We start from the raw sequence: 15,941 nt of genomic DNA on the forward strand, positions 1-15,941 counted from the left end.
ACGGCACTGGCACGGGGGGGTCAAGTAATGGTCAAGTGACCTGTTTTGATCGGTGGAGACGCCGAAGGGGAGCCCGGCGGGCTCGGCGACGGTACGGGCACTCCCGGGGGCTCTGATGCTTGAATGCCGGAGTGAACGAACTCGACGTGCTCGACGTACTCCACGTCTTCTGCGGCGCCGACGGCCGCCACGGCAACGCGCTGGGTGTCGTACGCGACTCCCGCCGCTACCCCGACCAGGCGTCCCGGCAGGCATTCGCCGCCGAACTCGGCTTCAGCGAGACCGTCTTCGTCGACGACCCGGAGCGCGGTGTGGTCGACATCTACACCCCGGGCCGCCGGCTGCCCTTCGCCGGGCATCCCCTCGTCGGTGCCGCCTGGCTGCTGGACCTCGAGGCCGTGAATCCGCCCGCCGGTGAGGTGTGGGTCCGCCAGGACGGGGAGTTCACCTGGATCACCGCGCGCGCCGAGTGGGCGCCGCCGCGCACGCTGCGGCAGTACGGATCGGCTGCCGAGGTCGACGCACTGGAGGTGCCGCCGCCCGGGGAGTGGATCTACGCCTGGGGGTGGCAGGACGAGGCCGCGGGCCGGGTACGGGCGCGGGCGTTCCCCGGACGTGACGACGGCATCGACGAGGACGAGGCGACCGGGGCCGCGGCCCTGCTGCTCACCGACCGGCTCGGCCGTGCACTGAACATCACGCAGGGCCGGGGGTCGCAGATCCTGACCGCCCCGGGCCCCGACGACACGATCGAGATCGGCGGCCGCGTACGCCTCGCCGTTCCCGTTCCTGCTATGCGCTGAGCGGGAACTCCGCTCCCAGCTCCCGGAACACCGCTCCGTTGAAGTCGAACGCCCGCTTGCACTCGTCGATGATCCGCTGCTTCTCCAGATCGTCCGCGTCCACCGCGTCCAGCAGCTCGCGGTAACGCCGCTTGAACGCCGCCGGGTTGGTGATCTCCTCGAAGACGTAGAACCGCACCCCGTCGCCCTTGCGCGTGAAACCCCACGTCTTCTCCGCCGTGTCGCGGATGACCTGGCCGCCGGAGAGGTCCCCGAGGTAGCGGGTGTAGTGATGCGCGACGTATCCGGGGGGCCAGCTCCGCGCGCATTCCGCGATCCGCTCGGCATACGCGGCGGTGGCGGGCAGCGGAGCGAGCCCGGCGCGCCAGTCGGTCCCCCGCAGATGCGCCAGATCGCGCTCCAGCTCCGCGGTGCGCATCAGCTCCGGCCGGATGAACGGCCCGGCGACCGGGTCGCCCTTCAGTGTCCCCGCCGCCTCCTCCAGTGCCCGGTACACGAACCACAGCTGCTCGGTGTAGCGCGCGTACGCGGCCACGCCCAGCCGGCCGCCGAGCAGATCGCTCATGAAGGTCGAGGTCTCCGCCTCGGTGTGCTGCTCGTGCGAGGCGACACGGATGAGCGTCGAGAAGGGCGTTCCATTGGCGCTGCCGGCGGCGGTGGCGTCCAAGGCGGGCCTCCAGGGACCGGTGGGGACGGGAAAGGAGGCGATGACGGCGAAGACGGTTGCCGGCATCGGTCTTCCTGCTCAGGCTTGCCTGAGCCAATGTGTTCCCGACGTCCTGTCGGTAAAAACCCTACGCCTTGTGACGGTCACGGCAAGGTGAGAATTTCCGCCCCGGTCTCCGTCACCACCAGCGTGTGCTCGAACTGCGCCGTGCGCCTGCGGTCCTTCGTCACCACGGTCCAGCCGTCGTCCCACATGTCGTACTCGTGCGTGCCGAGCGTGAGCATCGGCTCGATCGTGAACGTCATCCCGGGCTGGATGACGGTGGTCGCGTGCGCCGCGTCGTAGTGCGGGATGATCAGCCCGGAGTGGAAGGACGAGTTGATCCCGTGCCCGGTGAAGTCACGGACGACGCCGTAGCCGAAGCGCTTGGCGTACGACTCGATGACCCTGCCGATGACATTGACCTGGCGCCCCGGCTTGACCGCCTTGATGGCGCGGTTGAGGGACTCCCGGGTCCGCTCCACCAGCAGCCGTGACTCCTCGTCCACGTCGCCGCAGAGGTAGGTGGCGTTGTTGTCGCCGTGCACGCCGTTGATGTACGCGGTGACGTCGAGGTTCACGATGTCACCGTCGCGCAGCACGGTGGAGTCCGGGATGCCGTGACAGATCACCTCGTTGACCGAGGAGCAGAGCGACTTGGGGAAACCGCGGTAGCCGAGCGTGGACGGGTAGGCGCCGTGGTCGCACATGAACTCGTGCGCGACCCGGTCCAGTTCGTCCGTGGTCACGCCGGGCGAGATGTGCTTGGCGGCCTCCTCCATCGCCTGCGCGGCGATGCGACCCGCGATGCGCATCCGCTCGACGGTGTCGGGGTCCTGGACCTCCGGCCCGGTGTACGGCGTCGGCGCGGGCTTTCCGACGTACTCGGGGCGCCGGATGTTTCCGGGGACGGAGCGGGTGGGAGAGAGCTCCCCTGGTACGAGCAGCGACTGGCCAGACATGCCAGCGAGTCTAACCAGGGGTGATGGGGCAGCATGGCCCCAGAGGAAGGAGCCGACGATGGCCCTGTTCAAGAAGCGCACGGTCGGAAAGCCGGGCGAGTGGTACTACTGCCTGGAGCACAAGAAGGTCGAAGAGGGCCCGGAGTGCCCGGCGAAGGACCGCTTCGGGCCGTACGCCACCCGCGAGGAGGCGGAGCACGCGATGGAGAGTGCGCGTGAGCGCAATCTCGAGTGGGAGAACGACCCGAGGTGGCATGACAAGTCCGCGACGTCCGGCGACGACCCCGCGTAGGGGGCGACCGGCCGTCCGGTGCGGCGACGACCCGCCCCAGGGCCTCGGCCCAGGCCCCGGTCCTGGGGCGCGGGGCGCCCGCGGCGCTTCCCCCCGCCCGCCCATCCCTGAACCGGGGGCGGGCCCCCGCATCCACGGATGCCGTCCGGACGCGGCCCCGGGCGCCGGACGGGCATGACGTCAGCCCTCCGGTGTCCGCGGAGCGGGAGTGTCCGCCGCGGCGCGGGCCCGCCGCGACCGGCTCCGGCGTACCGCCTCTACCAGCGGGCCGGCGGCGGCGAGGTCAGCTGGTCGGCGAGGCGCGAGAGCCGGTCCCGGAAGCTGCGCCGGCCGCGCGGCGCGGGCAGGCTGTTCTCCCCGGTCGCCGCGCTGACCAGGTGCTGCACGGTGTCGATGTCGACCTCGTCGGCCTGGGCGGTCACCGTCAGCACCTCGTGCGCCAGACCGTGCACCTCCGGGTCCCCGCCGTCCAGCGCCAGCACCGTCGCCCCGGCCCGCCGTGCGTCGTGCACCCGCTCGAGCAGCCCGGCGTCCGGCCGTGCGGGCGCCACCACCAGCAGGGTCTCGCCCCGTCGCGCCGCCGCCAGCCTGCCGAGCCCGACGGCCAGCTGCGCCGGGTCCCCGGGCCGCACCCGGTGCCGTACGAGCGTCGGCGCCAGCTCCGGCTGCCCGGACCACGCCGCCTCGTCCACCAGATGGGCGGACAGATGCCATGGCTCGTACTCCTCGGTCCCCACCAGCAGCAGCCCGCCGCCCTGCGGCACCACGGAGGACCGCAGCACCCCCGCGAACCGCCGGGTCGCCGCCGGCCAGTGCGTACCTGCCAGGACTTCGCGCAGCAGCGCGACGCGTACGGCATCCATGCCCCGGCATCCTGCCCCACGGCCGCGCCCGGCGTGCCCCGTTCGCCAACGCCTCACCCGATCGGGAGCCGATACCGGCAAGTAAAGTCGGGCCCATGACTTCTACTGACAGTGCAGGCACCGCGCCGAAGGCCCCGGCAAAGGACCCCTGGGACCTTCCCGACGTGTCCGGCCTGGTCGTCGGCGTCCTCGGCGGCACCGGCGACCAGGGGCGCGGGCTCGCGTACCGGCTGGCCAGGGCCGGGCAGAAGGTGATCATCGGGTCCCGGGTCGTGGAACGTGCCGAGACGGCGGCCACCGAGCTCGGGCTCGGCATCGAGGGCGCCGACAACGCCGAGTGCGCGCGGCGCAGCGATGTCGTGATCGTGGCGGTGCCGTGGGACGGGCACGCCAAGACTCTCGAGGCGCTGCAGAAGGAACTCGCCGGCAAGCTCGTCGTCGACTGTGTCAACCCGCTCGGCTTCGACAAGAAGGGCGCATACGCGCTGAAGCCGGAGGAGGGCAGCGCCGCCGAGCAGGCCGCCGCCCTGCTGCCGGACTCGCGGGTCACCGCGGCCTTCCATCATCTGTCCGCCGTACTGCTCCAGGACCCCTCGATCGAGGAGATCGACACAGATGTGATGGTGCTGGGCGAGGCGCGCGCCGACACCGACATCGTGCAGGCGCTGGCGGGCCGTATCCCGGGCATGCGCGGAGTCTTCGCGGGCCGGCTGCGCGGCGCCCACCAGGTGGAGTCGCTGGTCGCCAATCTGATCTCGGTGAACCGCCGCTACAAGGCACACGCGGGTCTGCGCGTCACCGACGTGTAGGCGTCGCCGGACACGGCGGGGCATGGGGGACACTGGTCGGGACGCACAGCATCCCGACAGGAGCCGTACCCCATGCCCCGCCTCGCTCTGTACTCCCTCATCGTCTGCACCCTCGCCGTGGTCGCGGCCGTGGTGTCCTTCGTGCGGGGCAGCTCGCTCGGGATCGTGTGGGTGCTCGTCGCCGGGCTCGCCTCGAACATGGCCTGGTACTACCTGCGCCGGGCGAGGGCCGGGCGCGCGGCCACCGACTAGCGCGCCGGCGGACCGGGCCGCAGGCCGACGGGCCTACTGGCTGACGATCGAGGCGCAGACCGGGTTCCGCTCGCTCCAGAAGCGGTAGAAGTCCTGACCGCAGTACGTCTCCGCCTGGCCGACACCCAGCCCCCGCAGGATCGCGTCGATCGCGTCGAAGAACGCGTGATTCACCTCGGGGATGAACAGGATGCCGAAGACGGCGAGCAGCCCGAAGGGCGCGTACGGCTCGACCTGGCGACGGATCTTGTACGAGAGCCAAGGCTCGATCACGCCGTAGCCGTCGAGGCCCGGCACCGGCAGGAAGTTCAGGATCGCGGCGGTGACCTGCAGCAGCGCGAGGAACGCGAGCGCGAAGCGGAAGACCAGCGGCACCCCGTCCAGTGCGCCCAGCCAGAACGGCGCGGTGCAGACGACCGCGAACAGCGCGTTCGTCAGGGGGCCGGCCGCCGAGATCGCACTGTGCTTCCAACGCCCCTTGATCCGGCCACGCTCGATGAAGACCGCGCCGCCCGGGAGGCCGATACCACCCATAATCACGAACAGTACGGGCAGCACGATGCTCAGCAACGCGTGCGTGTATTTGAGCGGGTTGAGGGTCAGGTAGCCCTTCGCGCCGATGGTGATGTCACCGCCGTGCAGCGCGGTGCGGGCGTGTGCGTACTCGTGCAGACAGAGCGAGACGACCCACGCCGAGGTGACGAAGAGGAAGACGGCCAGACCGGGGCTCGACGCGAAGTCCGTCCACACCGCCCAGCCCGTCACCGCCATCACGGCGACGATCCCGAGGAAGACGGGACTGATCCGCCGGTCGCTGTGGCGGGAGGTGGCGGTGGTCATGGGCGCGGCTCCTGGGGATGTGGCGGGCATGCGGACCGACCGTACCGGTGGCCTGGGGAGAACGACCCACGCATGCATCCGGGTTCCTGCTGCGCGGACATTGCTGCGCAGCGGTGACAATGGGCGGGTGCATTATCGGGTTCTCGGTACCACTCAGGCACTTCACGACGACGGCACGCCCGTCGCGCTCGGTGGCGCGCGGCTGCGTGCGCTGCTGGCCGTGCTGGCGTTGCGGCCCGGGCGTACAGTCCCGGTCGGCCTCCTGGTCGACGAGGTGTGGGACGGCGACCCGCCGGCCGACGCGGTGGGCGCGGTGCAGGCGCTCGTCGGGCGGCTGCGGCGGGCGCTGGGGCACGCGGCGGTGGCTTCGGCGGAGGGCGGCGGCTACCGGCTGTGCGCGCACGGCGAGGACGTGGACCTGCACCGTTTCGACCGGCTCGCGGGGGAGGGGGCGCGGGCGCTGGAGGAGGGCGACGCGGTGAAGGCGGCGACGCTGCTCGACGACGCGCTCGCTCTCTGGCAGGGGCCGGTCCTCGCCGACCTGCCGGACCGCTCGGCGCAGGCGGCGCGTTGGGAGGCCCGTCGGCTGGACGCCCGCCGCTCGCGGCTGGCGGCCGCGCTCGCACTGGGCAGGGCGGAGGAGGCGCTGCCCGAGCTGGTCGCGCTGTGCGAGGCCCGTCCGATGGACGAGCCGCTGCAGGCGCTGCGGATCCGGGCACTGCGGGACGCCGGCCGCGCCGCCGAGGCGCTCGCGGCGTACGAGGGGGTGCGCGCGGATCTCGCGGACAGCCTCGGCGCGGACCCGGGCAATGAACTGCGGGCGCTGCACGCGGAGTTGCTGCGACCGGATCTTTCCGCAGCCGCGGCAGGGACGTCCTCGGGGCGCGGTCCCTCCCCGGCGCCGCCCCTTCCGGGAACCGGAGCCGCGACCGCCCCGCTCCGGACGCGTCCCGGGACCCCGCCGCTCGGCGAGGACGCGTCCTCCGGCACGGCGGTCGAGCGGGGGCGGACCCGTCCCGGCAATCTGCGTGCCCGGCTCACCTCGTTCGTCGGGCGCGAGGCCGATATCGACACCATCCACGGAGACCTCGGCCGCGCCCGCCTCGTCACCCTGCTCGGGCCCGGCGGTGCCGGGAAGACCCGGCTCTCGCAGGAGGCCGCCGAACGGGTCGCGGCCGATGCGCAGAGCCCGTGGCCGGACGGGGTCTGGCTCGCCGAACTCGCGCCCGTGGACGACCCGGAGAACGTCCCCGAGGCCGTCCTCACCGCGCTCGGCGCTCGCGAGACCGTGCTGCGTGGCGCCGGCGCGGAGGAGATGCGGGCCGCCGAGAGATACGCCGACGACGCCCTCGTACGGCTGGCAGAGCACTGCTCTCGTCGCCGCATGCTGCTGCTCCTCGACAACTGCGAGCACGTCGTCGGAGCCGCCGCCACCCTGGCCGAGCGGCTGCTGGAGACCTGCCCCGGTCTCACCGTCCTGGCCACCAGCCGGGAACCACTGGGCGTACCGGGCGAGTTGGTGCGACCGGTGGACCCGCTGCCCGACCCGATGGCGCTGCGGCTGCTTGCCGAGCGGGGCGCGGCCGCCAGGCCCGGTTTCCGTATCGACGCCGACGACGCCACCGCCGCCGCGGCCGCCGAGATCTGCCGCCGCCTCGACGGACTCCCGCTCGCGATCGAACTCGCCGCCGCCCGGCTGCGGATGCTCACCCCGCGCCAGATCGCCGACCGCCTGGACGACCGCTTCCGTCTGCTGACCAGCGGCAGCCGCACCGTACTGCCGCGTCAGCAGACACTCCGTGCCGTCGTCGACTGGTCCTGGGACCTCCTGGAGGACCCCGAACGCGCCGTCCTGCGGCGGCTGTCGGTCTTCGCGGGCGGCAGCGACCTCCCGGCCGCCGAGGCCGTGTGCGCGGACCCGGGCGGGCTCGACGTCGCCGACGCCCTCGGCTCACTCATCGACAAGTCCCTCGTCGTCGCCGCCCCCGCCCCCGACGGCGAGATGCGCTACCGGCTTCTGGAGACCGTCGGCGAGTACGCCGCCGAACGCCTCGACGAGGTCGGCGAGCGCCCCGCCGTCGAGCGGCAACACCTCGTTCACTACCGGGAGTTCGCCCGCAGAACCGACCCCCTCCTGCGCGGCCACGGGCAGCGCGCCGCCGTCGACCGCTTCCAGCTCGAGTACGAGAACCTGCGCTCCGCGCTCCGCCGCGCCGTCGCCGCCCGCGACGAGCACGAGGCGCTCTGCCTCACCCTCTGCCTGTCCTGGTACTGGCAGATGCGGGACCTGCGCACCGAGGGCCGGCACTGGGCCACGGCCGCGGGCGAGCTCGGCCCCGACCCCTTCGAGCAGCCCGTCGAGCCCGCCCCGCCGATCACCGAACGGTTCACGGACGCGCCACCGCCCATGTCGTCCGAGCTGCTTCAGGAGGCCCGGCGCGGCGCGGCGATGATCCGGATGATCTTCATGGACTACGACATGGACGAATGGACCTCGCCCCAGAAGCTGGACCGGCTGCGCGCGGTCACCCAGGTCTACCGGCCGGGGCTGCCGCAGACCTGCCGGCCTCCGGGCTCGCTCTGGTTCTTCGCCGTTCTGCTGACCGGGGACGGAGATCAGCTCAAAGCCATGCTCGAGGAGACCATCGAGGCCTGCCGCGGGTACGGATACGAGTGGGAGCTCGCCGCAACCCTCCAGGCACGGGCCAATGTCCTCGCCAACCGGAGCGACTTGGCGGCCGAGGCGTCCCGCGACGCGGAAGAGGCCCTGGAGATCTTCATCCGGCTCGGCGATCTCTGGGGCGCGGCAGAGGCCCTGTCCGCGCGTGGTGAGGCGCGGGAGCGCATCGGCGCCTACCCGCTCGCGGCAGAGGACTTCACGGCCGCCATCGGGTACGCGGAGCAGATCGGGGCGCAGGCCCAGACGGCGGTGCTGCGCTCCCGCCTCGCCGGCGTCCTGATGGAAATGGGGGAGGGCGAGCGGGGCGAGGCACTCGTCCGCGAGGTGCTGGCCGACCACGGGGCCGCGAACAACGAGTCGTCGGCCGTGGCCCGGATGTTCCTCGCCCTGTGGCTGGGCCGCAACGGTCGCGTCCAGGAGGCCCGCGCGGAGATCGAGCTGCTGATGGTGCAGTTCCGTTCCAGAACCCTCGCGATCTTCGAGGGTATGGTGACCGGTTTCCTCGGCTGGCTGGACCTGCTCGACTGCGAGTACGAGCTGGCGCTGGAGAGGGCGCGCTTCGCGCTGGCCAGGGCGCAGGACCCGCTGACCCTGATGGTCGCTCCGCAGATGCGCTCGATTCATATGGTGACAGTGGCCCAGGCACTGGCCCTGGGCCGGCCGGAGCGCGCGCGTGACGCGGCCCGGATCATCGGGGCGTCCGACGCCCTGGTGCCGCCCGGCCATTTCGCGCCCCGGCACGAGCGGGAGACCCGGGCCGACGCCGAGGCGGCCGTGCGCGCCGTCCTCGGGGACGCGGCGTACGAGTCCGCCTATGCCGAAGGCGGCCGCCTCACCGTCGATGAGGCAGCCGCCCTCGTGTGACGCCATGTCGGGGTCAGGTCTTCTTGCGGAATTTGGCGACCGCGAGCGGCGCCGTGACCACGGTGATCAGCGCCGCCCAGCCGAGCGTCATCCACACGGAGTGGGCGACCGGACCGCCATTGATCAGGCTCCGGGCCGCGTCGGCGAGGTTGGACAGCGGGTTGTAGTCGGTGAAGCTCTGCAGCCAGCCGGGCATCGTGGTCGGCGGTGCGAAGATCGACGAGCCGAACTGCAGCGGCATCAGTACGAGCATGGCCACTCCTTGGACGGCCTGGGCCGTCTTCATGGTGAGACCGAGCAGAATGAAGATCCACATCAGCGAGGCGCCGAAGACCATGGACAGGCCGACCGCCGCGAGCAGTTCGAGGACCGAGGTGTGGATCTCCAGGCCGAGCAGGAAGCCCATGCCGAGCAGAATGGTCGTGGCCACCAGCATCCGGCCGACCTCGACCACGATCTTCGCGATGAGGACGGAGGAGCGGGCGATCGGCATGGACCGGAAACGGTCCATCACGCCCTTCTTGAAGTCGTCGTTGACGCCGGTGCCCACGGCCATGGCGATGTTCATGCCCTGCATCGCCATCAGGCCCGGGATCACGTAGTTGACGTACTCCTGCTGGTTGCCCTTGCCGGAGATCGCACCGCCGAAGACGTACACGAACAGCAGCGTGAAGACGATCGGCATCAGTACGGCGTCGAACATCGACTCCGGGTCCTGCTTGATCTGCAGTGCGTTGCGGCGCACCAGCGCGCCGATGTGCCGGAGATTGGCCCGCAGGCCGATCCTGCCCTCGCCGGCCGGCGCGCTCTTCACCGGGGCGGGCGCGGGCGACTGGGCGGTGGTGGTGGCAGTCGCCGTACTCATGCGGCGGCCTCCTCGGGAATCGTGTCGGAGCCCGCTGACATCGGGGCCTTCTCGCCGGTGATGGCCAGGAACACTTCGTCCAGGCTGGGCAGATGCGTGCCGATGTGCGCGATACCGAAGCCGCGCGTGCCCAGCAGTCCGACCACCGCGGTCAGTTGCTCATCGCTGAGGATCGGTACGTACAGCAGGCCGTCGTCGGGCACGACCGTCGCACCGGCGATCCCGTCGAGTCCCGACTCGCCCAGCGCACGGGCCATCGCGGGCAGCTGCGCCGGATCGCTCGGCCGGATCTGCAGGGTGCGGCCGCCGACCTTCGCCTTGAGCTCGTCCACCTTGCCGTTGGCGATGACCCGCCCGCGGTCGATGACGGTGAGCTCGCTCGCGAGCTGCTCGGCCTCTTCCATGTACTGGGTGGTGAGCAGCACGGTCGCCCCCTCCGCGACCATCCGCTGCACCTCGTCCCAGACCTCGTTACGGGTACGGGGGTCGAGGCCCGTCGTCGGCTCGTCCAGATAGAGCACGGCCGGCTGCCCGATCATCGAGGCGGCCAGGTCGAGCCGGCGGCGCATACCGCCGGAGTACTGCAGTGCCGGCCGCTTCGCGGCCTCGGTGAGCGAGAAGCGCTCCAGCATCTCGTCGGCGCGCCTGCGGGCGTCCTTGCGGGACAGATCGAGCAGCCGCCCGATCATGTAGAGGTTCTCCCAGCCGGAGAGCTTCTCGTCGACGGAGGCGTACTGGCCGGTGAGGCCGATGGTGCGGCGCAGCTGCCGCGGCTGCTTCACCACGTCGAAGCCGGCGACCGTGGCGTGGCCGGCGTCGGGGGCGACGAGCGTGGAGAGGCAGCGTACGAGAGTGGTCTTGCCGGCGCCGTTGGGGCCGAGGACACCGAGCACGGTGCCTTCGCGCACGTCCAGGTCCACGCCGTCCAGCGCTTTGGTCTCGCCGTAGTGCTTGACCAGCCCCCGCACCTCGACGGCGTTGCCCGTGCCGCCGTCTGGGTTCTTGTCGATTCGCGTCATGCCGTCAACGGTGCCCGGCCTCGCCGACAAGCCGCCGACAAGCCGCCGACGAGCGGCCGACGAGCCACCGACACATGGTCGACAAGCCCGCGATGCCTCAGAGGAGGCAGGCCGGAGCCGCGAGCCCGTACGGGGGCACTGGGGGACTCATGCCGACAGCCCGCCGACGGGGGATGATCGGCGGGCTGTCGTCTGTACCGGAGGTGGTCAGTGGAAGGTGTGCTCCTCCTGCGGGAACGCCCCGCCGACGACATCCTCGGCGAACTCGCGGGCGGCGTCGCCGAGCGTCCGGCGGAGGTCGGCGTACTGCTTGGTGAAGCGCGGCACCTTCCCGCCCGTAAGGCCCGCCATGTCGGTCCAGACGAGGACCTGAGCGTCCGTGTCGGGTCCCGCGCCGATGCCGATGGTCGGGATGTGCAGACTGCGGGTGACCTCGGCGGCCAGCTCGGCCGGTACGAGTTCCAGGACTACCGCGAAGGCGCCCGCGTCCTGTGCCGCCTTGGCGTCACGGAGCAGCCGGTGCGCGTCCTCGTCGGCGCGACCCTGCACCCGGTAGCCCATGGTGTTGACGGACTGCGGAGTCAGGCCGAGGTGCGACATGACCGGGATACCGGCCTGGACCAGCAGCTCGGTCTGGGCGAGTGAGCGTTCGCCGCCCTCGAGCTTGACCGCGCCGACGCCCGCGTCCTTGACCAGCCGGGTGGCGTTGCGCAGGGCCTGGACGGGCCCTTCCTGGTACGAACCGAACGGGAGGTCGCCGACGACGAGGGCGCGCTTGGTGCCCCGTACGACGGCGGCGGAGAGCAGGGTCATCTCGTCCATCGTGACGGGCACGGTGGTCTCGTAGCCGAGATGGCAGTTGCCCATGGAGTCGCCGACGAGCACGACCGGGATACCGGCCTCGTCGAAGACGGACGCGATCATCGCGTCGTAGGCGGTGAGCATGGGCCACTTCTCACCGCGCTCCTTGGCGGCGGCGATGTCGTGGACGGTGATACGGCGAGTGCCCTTGCCGCCGTACAGCGCCTTGCTGCTGTCGGAGGGCTTCGGGGCAGCCTGAAGCGTCATGGCTCAACGGCTCCTTCGTCATCTCGAGGCGCCCTGACGGCGTCCCCGGATCCCCTACATGGTGGCACCTCGTGCCGCTCCGGCGGAAGAGGACCCGTCCGTTCGGTACTGTGTTTCCTATACGAGACGGTCTCGTATCGGAATAGGTTCAGGCTGAGGTACATGTCGACAGCGTCCGCCGCACCTGCCGTACCCCGCATACCCGATGCCGTCCACCGCCGCCGCTGGGCGATCCTCACGGTCCTGATGTTCAGCCTGCTCATCGTCGTGCTGGACAACTCGATTCTGAATGTGGCCGTCAAGACGATCGCCGGTCCCGAGCCCACCGGCATCGGGGCCACCCAGAGCCAGCTGGAGTGGGCGATCAACTCCTACACGCTCGTCTTCGCCGGACTTCTCTTCACCGCGGGTCTCCTCGGGGACCGCATCGGCCGCAAGAAGGTGCTGCTCTTCGGCGTCGCCGTCTTCGGCATCGGCTCGGCCTTCGCGGCGTTCTCCGGCTCGCCCGACGAGCTCATCGCGTACCGCGCGGTGATGGGCTTCGGCGGGGCCTTCGTGATGCCGGCGACCCTCGCCGTAGTGATGGACGTGTTCGAGCGCCACGAGCAGCCCAGGGCCATCGGCATCTGGGCGGGCAGCGTCGGCGTCGGCATGGCCATCGGCCCGATCACCGGCGGGCTGCTCATCGAGCACTTCTGGTGGGGCTCGATCTTCCTGATCAACGTGCCGGTCGTGGTCGTCGCGCTGATCGCGATGGCGCTGCTCCTGCCGGACTCCCGAGACCCGAACCCCGGGCGTATGGACCCGCTCGGCGTAGTGCTGTCCGTCATCGGGCTGATCCTGCTGGTGTACGGAATCATCCGCGGCGGCGAGCTGGCGGACTTCTCGGCGCCGTCGGTGCTGCTGCCGATGCTGGGCGGTCTGGTGGTACTCGTCTGCTTCGTACTCCACGAGTGGCGCAGCGACCATCCGGCCATCGACATCACCTACTTCAAGAGGCCGGCCTTCGCGGCGGCGGTCACCGCGATCGCGCTGGTCTTCTTCGCGCTGACGGGCGTGACCTTCTTCTCCGCGTTCTATCTGCAGAGCGTGCGCGGCTACGGCCCGCTGGAAGCGGGCCTGCTCATTCTGCCGATGGCCGTGGCGCAGATGGTCGTAGCACTGCGCGCACGGCTGATCGTCGGCCGGTTCGGGGCGCGGAAGGTGTGCACGGTCGGCATGCTGCTGGTCGCCATGGTGCTGAGCGCTTTCGTGATGTTCGATGTCTCGACCCCGCTGTGGGGGATCGAAGTGGTCCTCCTGGTGCAGGGCACGGCGATGGCGCTCATCACGCCGCCGGTGACGGTCTCGGTGATGCAGTCGCTGCCCCGTGAGAAGGCGGGATCCGGCTCGGCGGTCAGCAACACCTTCCGCCAGGTCGGTGGGGCACTGGGTGTCGCGGTGCTCGGTTCGCTGCTGTCCACGCAGTACCGGGGGGCGATCGAGGGGCACCTCTCGGCAGTCCCGGGCAGCGCCCGCCATGCCGCGGCCGAATCGATCGAGGCGACGCTCGCGGCCGCGGAGAGACTCGGCCCGGCCGGAAAGGCGCTGATCATCCCGGCGAACGAGGCGTTCCTGCACGCGATGCATCTGACGGCGCTGGTCTCGACGGGTGTGGCGCTGATCGGCGCGCTGGTGGTGGCGGTCTTCCTGCCGGACGGAGAACCCGAGCCGGAACGGGAGAGCCCCGAAGGCGCTCCGGGGCGGGCGCTGCCCGTCAGCGGACGATGACGATGGCGATGGCGATGGCGATGGCGATGGCGATGGCGATGGCGAGACGGGCGATGACGATGACGAGACGGGCGATGACGATGACGATGACGAGGGCGGACCGGACGTGCCGGTGAGCGACCACCAGGACAACCGCGGCCGCACTGCCGGTCCCGCCGCCCGCCGCGAGAGCCCGACCCGCGGCGCGGGGCCCGCCGCAGCGGCACCGGCTTCCGGGGTGGCCCCGGTGCCGGGCGTCTCCGGCGGTGCGTCCGCCGCCGTGTCCGGGCCCGGGTCGGCCTCCTCCGCCGCGGGGCGGCGCGGACGGCCCCGCAGCGAGGCCGCCGAGCGCTCGATCGTCGAGGCGGTCGTGCACCTTCTCGAAGACGGCGTACCCCTCTCGGAACTCTCCATCGAGCGGATAGCCCGCACCGCCGGAGTCGGCAAGGCCACCATCTACCGCCGCTGGGAGGGCAAGGAGGCCCTCTTCGTCGATGTCGTCCGCTCGATGGAACCGGTGGACCCGCCGCTGCCCGGCGCCTCGGTCCGCGACGATCTCGTCGCGATGCTCGAGATGATGCGGCAGCGCGGGCTCGCCAAACGCTCCTCGGCCCTGCTGCACAACGTCTTCGCGCAGATGCAGAGTTATCCCAAACTGTGGGACATGTACCACCGCACTTCGGTACTCCCGCGTCGGCAGCGAATGGATGAAGTGCTGCGGCGCGGGATCGCGAACGGCGAAATCCGGGCCGACGTCGACTTCGATCTGCTCGGCGATCTCTTCGTCGGCCCGATGCTGGTAAGGACCGTGCTGCGGCCGGACGGAACCCCCGGCGAGGGGGCCGCGGAACGGATCGTCGACGCCGTGCTGGACGGTGTGCGCCCACCCCTCTGAACAGCCTTTCCGCGCTGCTTTTCCCGCGATGGGAAGTGTGCGTGTTCTGTCACAGCGTCCCTGCCCGGCCCGTAAGCCGGAACCCCGCGTGCCGCCTTGTCGTCATCGAGGCAGTACGGCCGTCCGGCGACGGCAGGAAAACGCCCGTCATCGCCTAGGGTCAACGGCGAGGGCGGCGTGACGGCAAGGCAGTGAGGACGGCTCCATGGCGCAGGCGGAAATGACGGAAACCGGGAACGGCGGCCCGGCGAACCGGCCTACCGGATCCCGGGTCCGGAGCCTGCTCGACCGCTGGCGCGGCGATCCCGGCATCTGGCGGCGCGGTATCGTCCTCGCGGCCGTTGCCGTACTGCTCGCCCTGCTGATGAGCCTGCACGCGCAGATCCCGAACCGGATCGGCAACCTGGGCAGCCTCACCGAGACGTTTCTCCCGTGGCTGGGGATCTTCATCCCCGTCATCCTCGTCGTGGCGCTGATGCGGCGCTCGGCCACCGCGCTGATCGCGCTGCTGGTGCCGGCCGTCATCTGGCTCAATCTCTTCGGCGGGCTGCACACCGACAAGTCGGGCGGCGGCGGCGATCTGACCGTCGCCACGCACAACGTCAACGCCGACAACCCGGACCCCCAGGGCACGGCCAAGGATGTCGCAGCCTCGGGCGCGGACGTACTCGCGCTGCAGGAGCTGCCGGCCGGTCAGGTCTCCACGTATGAAGAGGCCTTGGCCGGGACGTACAAGTACCACTCGGTGCAGGGCACGGTCGGGCTGTGGAGCAAGTACCCGATGAGCGACACCCAGCCCGTGAACATCCGGCTGGGCTGGACCCGCGCCATGCGCTCCACGGTGACGACGCCCGTAGGTGAGGTCGAGGTGTACGTGGCCCATATGCCGTCCGTACGCGTCAAGCTCAACTCCGGGTTCACCGCCAACCAGCGGGACAACAGCGCGGACGCGCTCGGTGAGGCGATCGCCCACGAGCAGCACAGCAGGGTCGTGCTGCTCGGTGACCTCAACGGCACGATGAACGACCGCTCGCTGAACGCCGTCACCTCGCAGATGCGCTCCACCCAGGGCGCGGCGGGCAATGGCTTCGGCTTCAGCTGGCCCGCGGCGTTCCCGATGGCGCGCATTGACCAGATCATGGTGAAGGGCATCGAGCCGGTCTCCTCCTGGACCCTGCCTCGAACCGACAGTGACCACTTGCCGATCGCAGCGCGCATCAAGATGTGACCGCCCCGAATTCCGGCCTCACCGGCTTTGCGGCGCGAGGGTCCGG

General features: G+C 71.0%; 16 protein-coding genes. 8 read left to right on the plus strand and 8 right to left on the minus strand.

Features of this window, described 5'->3' with window-relative positions; all coding sequences use genetic code 11:
* The first annotated feature begins 131 nt into the window (after positions 1 to 131).
* Complete coding sequence (locus tag ACWDZ6_RS02620) at positions 132 to 803, plus strand: PhzF family phenazine biosynthesis protein (RefSeq protein WP_451501362.1); 672 nt, start codon at positions 132 to 134, stop codon at positions 801 to 803.
* Here the strand turns inward: ACWDZ6_RS02620 and ACWDZ6_RS02625 are convergent.
* Positions 793 to 1,536, minus strand: coding sequence for a biliverdin-producing heme oxygenase (locus ACWDZ6_RS02625; protein ID WP_451501363.1), 744 nt, complete (start codon positions 1,534 to 1,536; stop codon positions 793 to 795). The genes ACWDZ6_RS02620 and ACWDZ6_RS02625 overlap by 11 nt on opposite strands.
* A gap of 77 nt (positions 1,537 to 1,613) precedes the next feature.
* Entirely contained in the window at positions 1,614 to 2,471 is an 858-nt protein-coding gene (gene map / locus ACWDZ6_RS02630; RefSeq protein ID WP_366732196.1) for a type I methionyl aminopeptidase, read from the minus strand.
* Between the two features lie 58 nt (positions 2,472 to 2,529).
* On the opposite strand from map, the gene ACWDZ6_RS02635 reads away from it, so the two are divergent.
* Complete coding sequence (locus tag ACWDZ6_RS02635; protein ID WP_451501364.1) at positions 2,530 to 2,763, plus strand: hypothetical protein; 234 nt, start codon at positions 2,530 to 2,532, stop codon at positions 2,761 to 2,763.
* A gap of 257 nt (positions 2,764 to 3,020) precedes the next feature.
* Here ACWDZ6_RS02635 and ACWDZ6_RS02640 read toward each other — a convergent pair whose 3' ends face one another.
* Positions 3,021 to 3,626, minus strand: a complete 606-nt coding sequence (locus tag ACWDZ6_RS02640; protein WP_451501365.1) for a hypothetical protein — start codon at positions 3,624 to 3,626, stop codon at positions 3,021 to 3,023.
* A 95-nt stretch (positions 3,627 to 3,721) separates the two neighbouring features.
* On the opposite strand from ACWDZ6_RS02640, the gene npdG reads away from it, so the two are divergent.
* A complete protein-coding gene (gene npdG, locus ACWDZ6_RS02645) occupies positions 3,722 to 4,435 on the plus strand; it encodes an NADPH-dependent F420 reductase (RefSeq protein ID WP_366732193.1) in 714 nt (237 codons plus the stop codon).
* 72 nt (positions 4,436 to 4,507) lie between these two features.
* Complete coding sequence (locus ACWDZ6_RS02650) at positions 4,508 to 4,687, plus strand: hypothetical protein (RefSeq protein WP_451501366.1); 180 nt, start codon at positions 4,508 to 4,510, stop codon at positions 4,685 to 4,687.
* Positions 4,688 to 4,720: 33 nt separating this feature from the next.
* On the opposite strand, the gene ACWDZ6_RS02655 is transcribed toward ACWDZ6_RS02650, so the two are convergent.
* On the minus strand, positions 4,721 to 5,527 hold the full coding sequence (locus ACWDZ6_RS02655) for a site-2 protease family protein (protein WP_451501367.1): 807 nt from the start codon (positions 5,525 to 5,527) through the stop codon (positions 4,721 to 4,723).
* 127 nt (positions 5,528 to 5,654) lie between these two features.
* Here ACWDZ6_RS02655 and ACWDZ6_RS02660 point away from each other — a divergent pair, with 127 nt between their 5' ends.
* Positions 5,655 to 9,071, plus strand: a complete 3,417-nt coding sequence (locus tag ACWDZ6_RS02660; RefSeq protein WP_451501368.1) for an AfsR/SARP family transcriptional regulator — start codon at positions 5,655 to 5,657, stop codon at positions 9,069 to 9,071.
* A 13-nt stretch (positions 9,072 to 9,084) separates the two neighbouring features.
* On the opposite strand, the gene ACWDZ6_RS02665 is transcribed toward ACWDZ6_RS02660, so the two are convergent.
* The 3 genes from ACWDZ6_RS02665 to panB all read right to left on the minus strand — a co-directional run bounded on the left by ACWDZ6_RS02665 (position 9,085) and on the right by panB (position 12,023).
* The gene (locus tag ACWDZ6_RS02665) at positions 9,085 to 9,936 is read right to left on the minus strand and encodes an ABC transporter permease (protein ID WP_366732189.1); all 852 of its coding nucleotides are present in this window, start codon (positions 9,934 to 9,936) and stop codon (positions 9,085 to 9,087) included.
* Positions 9,933 to 10,955, minus strand: coding sequence for an ATP-binding cassette domain-containing protein (locus tag ACWDZ6_RS02670; protein WP_451501369.1), 1,023 nt, complete (start codon positions 10,953 to 10,955; stop codon positions 9,933 to 9,935). The genes ACWDZ6_RS02665 and ACWDZ6_RS02670 overlap by 4 nt, the downstream gene beginning before the upstream one ends.
* A gap of 207 nt (positions 10,956 to 11,162) precedes the next feature.
* Positions 11,163 to 12,023 (minus strand): 3-methyl-2-oxobutanoate hydroxymethyltransferase, encoded by an 861-nt coding sequence (panB, locus tag ACWDZ6_RS02675; protein WP_451501370.1) that lies wholly within the window; start codon positions 12,021 to 12,023, stop codon positions 11,163 to 11,165.
* A 162-nt stretch (positions 12,024 to 12,185) separates the two neighbouring features.
* Between panB and ACWDZ6_RS02680 the strand changes: the two genes are divergently transcribed.
* Positions 12,186 to 13,793: a DHA2 family efflux MFS transporter permease subunit gene (locus ACWDZ6_RS02680; protein WP_451501371.1), complete on the plus strand. Its 1,608-nt coding sequence runs from the start codon at positions 12,186 to 12,188 to the stop codon at positions 13,791 to 13,793.
* Here the strand turns inward: ACWDZ6_RS02680 and ACWDZ6_RS02685 are convergent.
* Entirely contained in the window at positions 13,780 to 13,917 is a 138-nt protein-coding gene (locus tag ACWDZ6_RS02685; protein WP_451501372.1) for a hypothetical protein, read from the minus strand. The genes ACWDZ6_RS02680 and ACWDZ6_RS02685 overlap by 14 nt on opposite strands.
* A gap of 135 nt (positions 13,918 to 14,052) precedes the next feature.
* On the opposite strand from ACWDZ6_RS02685, the gene ACWDZ6_RS02690 reads away from it, so the two are divergent.
* Positions 14,053 to 14,667, plus strand: a complete 615-nt coding sequence (locus tag ACWDZ6_RS02690; protein ID WP_451501474.1) for a TetR/AcrR family transcriptional regulator — start codon at positions 14,053 to 14,055, stop codon at positions 14,665 to 14,667.
* A gap of 205 nt (positions 14,668 to 14,872) precedes the next feature.
* Entirely contained in the window at positions 14,873 to 15,895 is a 1,023-nt protein-coding gene (locus tag ACWDZ6_RS02695) for an endonuclease/exonuclease/phosphatase family protein (protein ID WP_451501373.1), read from the plus strand.
* Positions 15,896 to 15,941 lie beyond the last annotated feature (46 nt).

It is taken from the genome of Streptomyces sp. NPDC002926 (genome assembly GCF_053591755.1).

What these genes read in the sequence shown, in the direction of transcription:
- ACWDZ6_RS02625 (WP_451501363.1), bottom strand. Translation starts at nt 1,536, where the DNA reads ATGCCGGCAACCGTCTTCGCCGTCATCGCCTCCTTTCCCGTCCCCACC.
- map (WP_366732196.1), bottom strand. Translation starts at nt 2,471, where the DNA reads ATGTCTGGCCAGTCGCTGCTCGTACCAGGGGAGCTCTCTCCCACCCGC.
- ACWDZ6_RS02635 (WP_451501364.1), top strand. Translation starts at nt 2,530, where the DNA reads ATGGCCCTGTTCAAGAAGCGCACGGTCGGAAAGCCGGGCGAGTGGTAC.
- ACWDZ6_RS02640 (WP_451501365.1), bottom strand. Translation starts at nt 3,626, where the DNA reads ATGGATGCCGTACGCGTCGCGCTGCTGCGCGAAGTCCTGGCAGGTACG.
- npdG (WP_366732193.1), top strand. Translation starts at nt 3,722, where the DNA reads ATGACTTCTACTGACAGTGCAGGCACCGCGCCGAAGGCCCCGGCAAAG.
- ACWDZ6_RS02650 (WP_451501366.1), top strand. Translation starts at nt 4,508, where the DNA reads ATGCCCCGCCTCGCTCTGTACTCCCTCATCGTCTGCACCCTCGCCGTG.
- ACWDZ6_RS02655 (WP_451501367.1), bottom strand. Translation starts at nt 5,527, where the DNA reads ATGACCACCGCCACCTCCCGCCACAGCGACCGGCGGATCAGTCCCGTC.
- ACWDZ6_RS02665 (WP_366732189.1), bottom strand. Translation starts at nt 9,936, where the DNA reads ATGAGTACGGCGACTGCCACCACCACCGCCCAGTCGCCCGCGCCCGCC.
- ACWDZ6_RS02670 (WP_451501369.1), bottom strand. Translation starts at nt 10,955, where the DNA reads ATGACGCGAATCGACAAGAACCCAGACGGCGGCACGGGCAACGCCGTC.
- panB (WP_451501370.1), bottom strand. Translation starts at nt 12,023, where the DNA reads ATGACGCTTCAGGCTGCCCCGAAGCCCTCCGACAGCAGCAAGGCGCTG.
- ACWDZ6_RS02680 (WP_451501371.1), top strand. Translation starts at nt 12,186, where the DNA reads ATGTCGACAGCGTCCGCCGCACCTGCCGTACCCCGCATACCCGATGCC.
- ACWDZ6_RS02695 (WP_451501373.1), top strand. Translation starts at nt 14,873, where the DNA reads ATGGCGCAGGCGGAAATGACGGAAACCGGGAACGGCGGCCCGGCGAAC.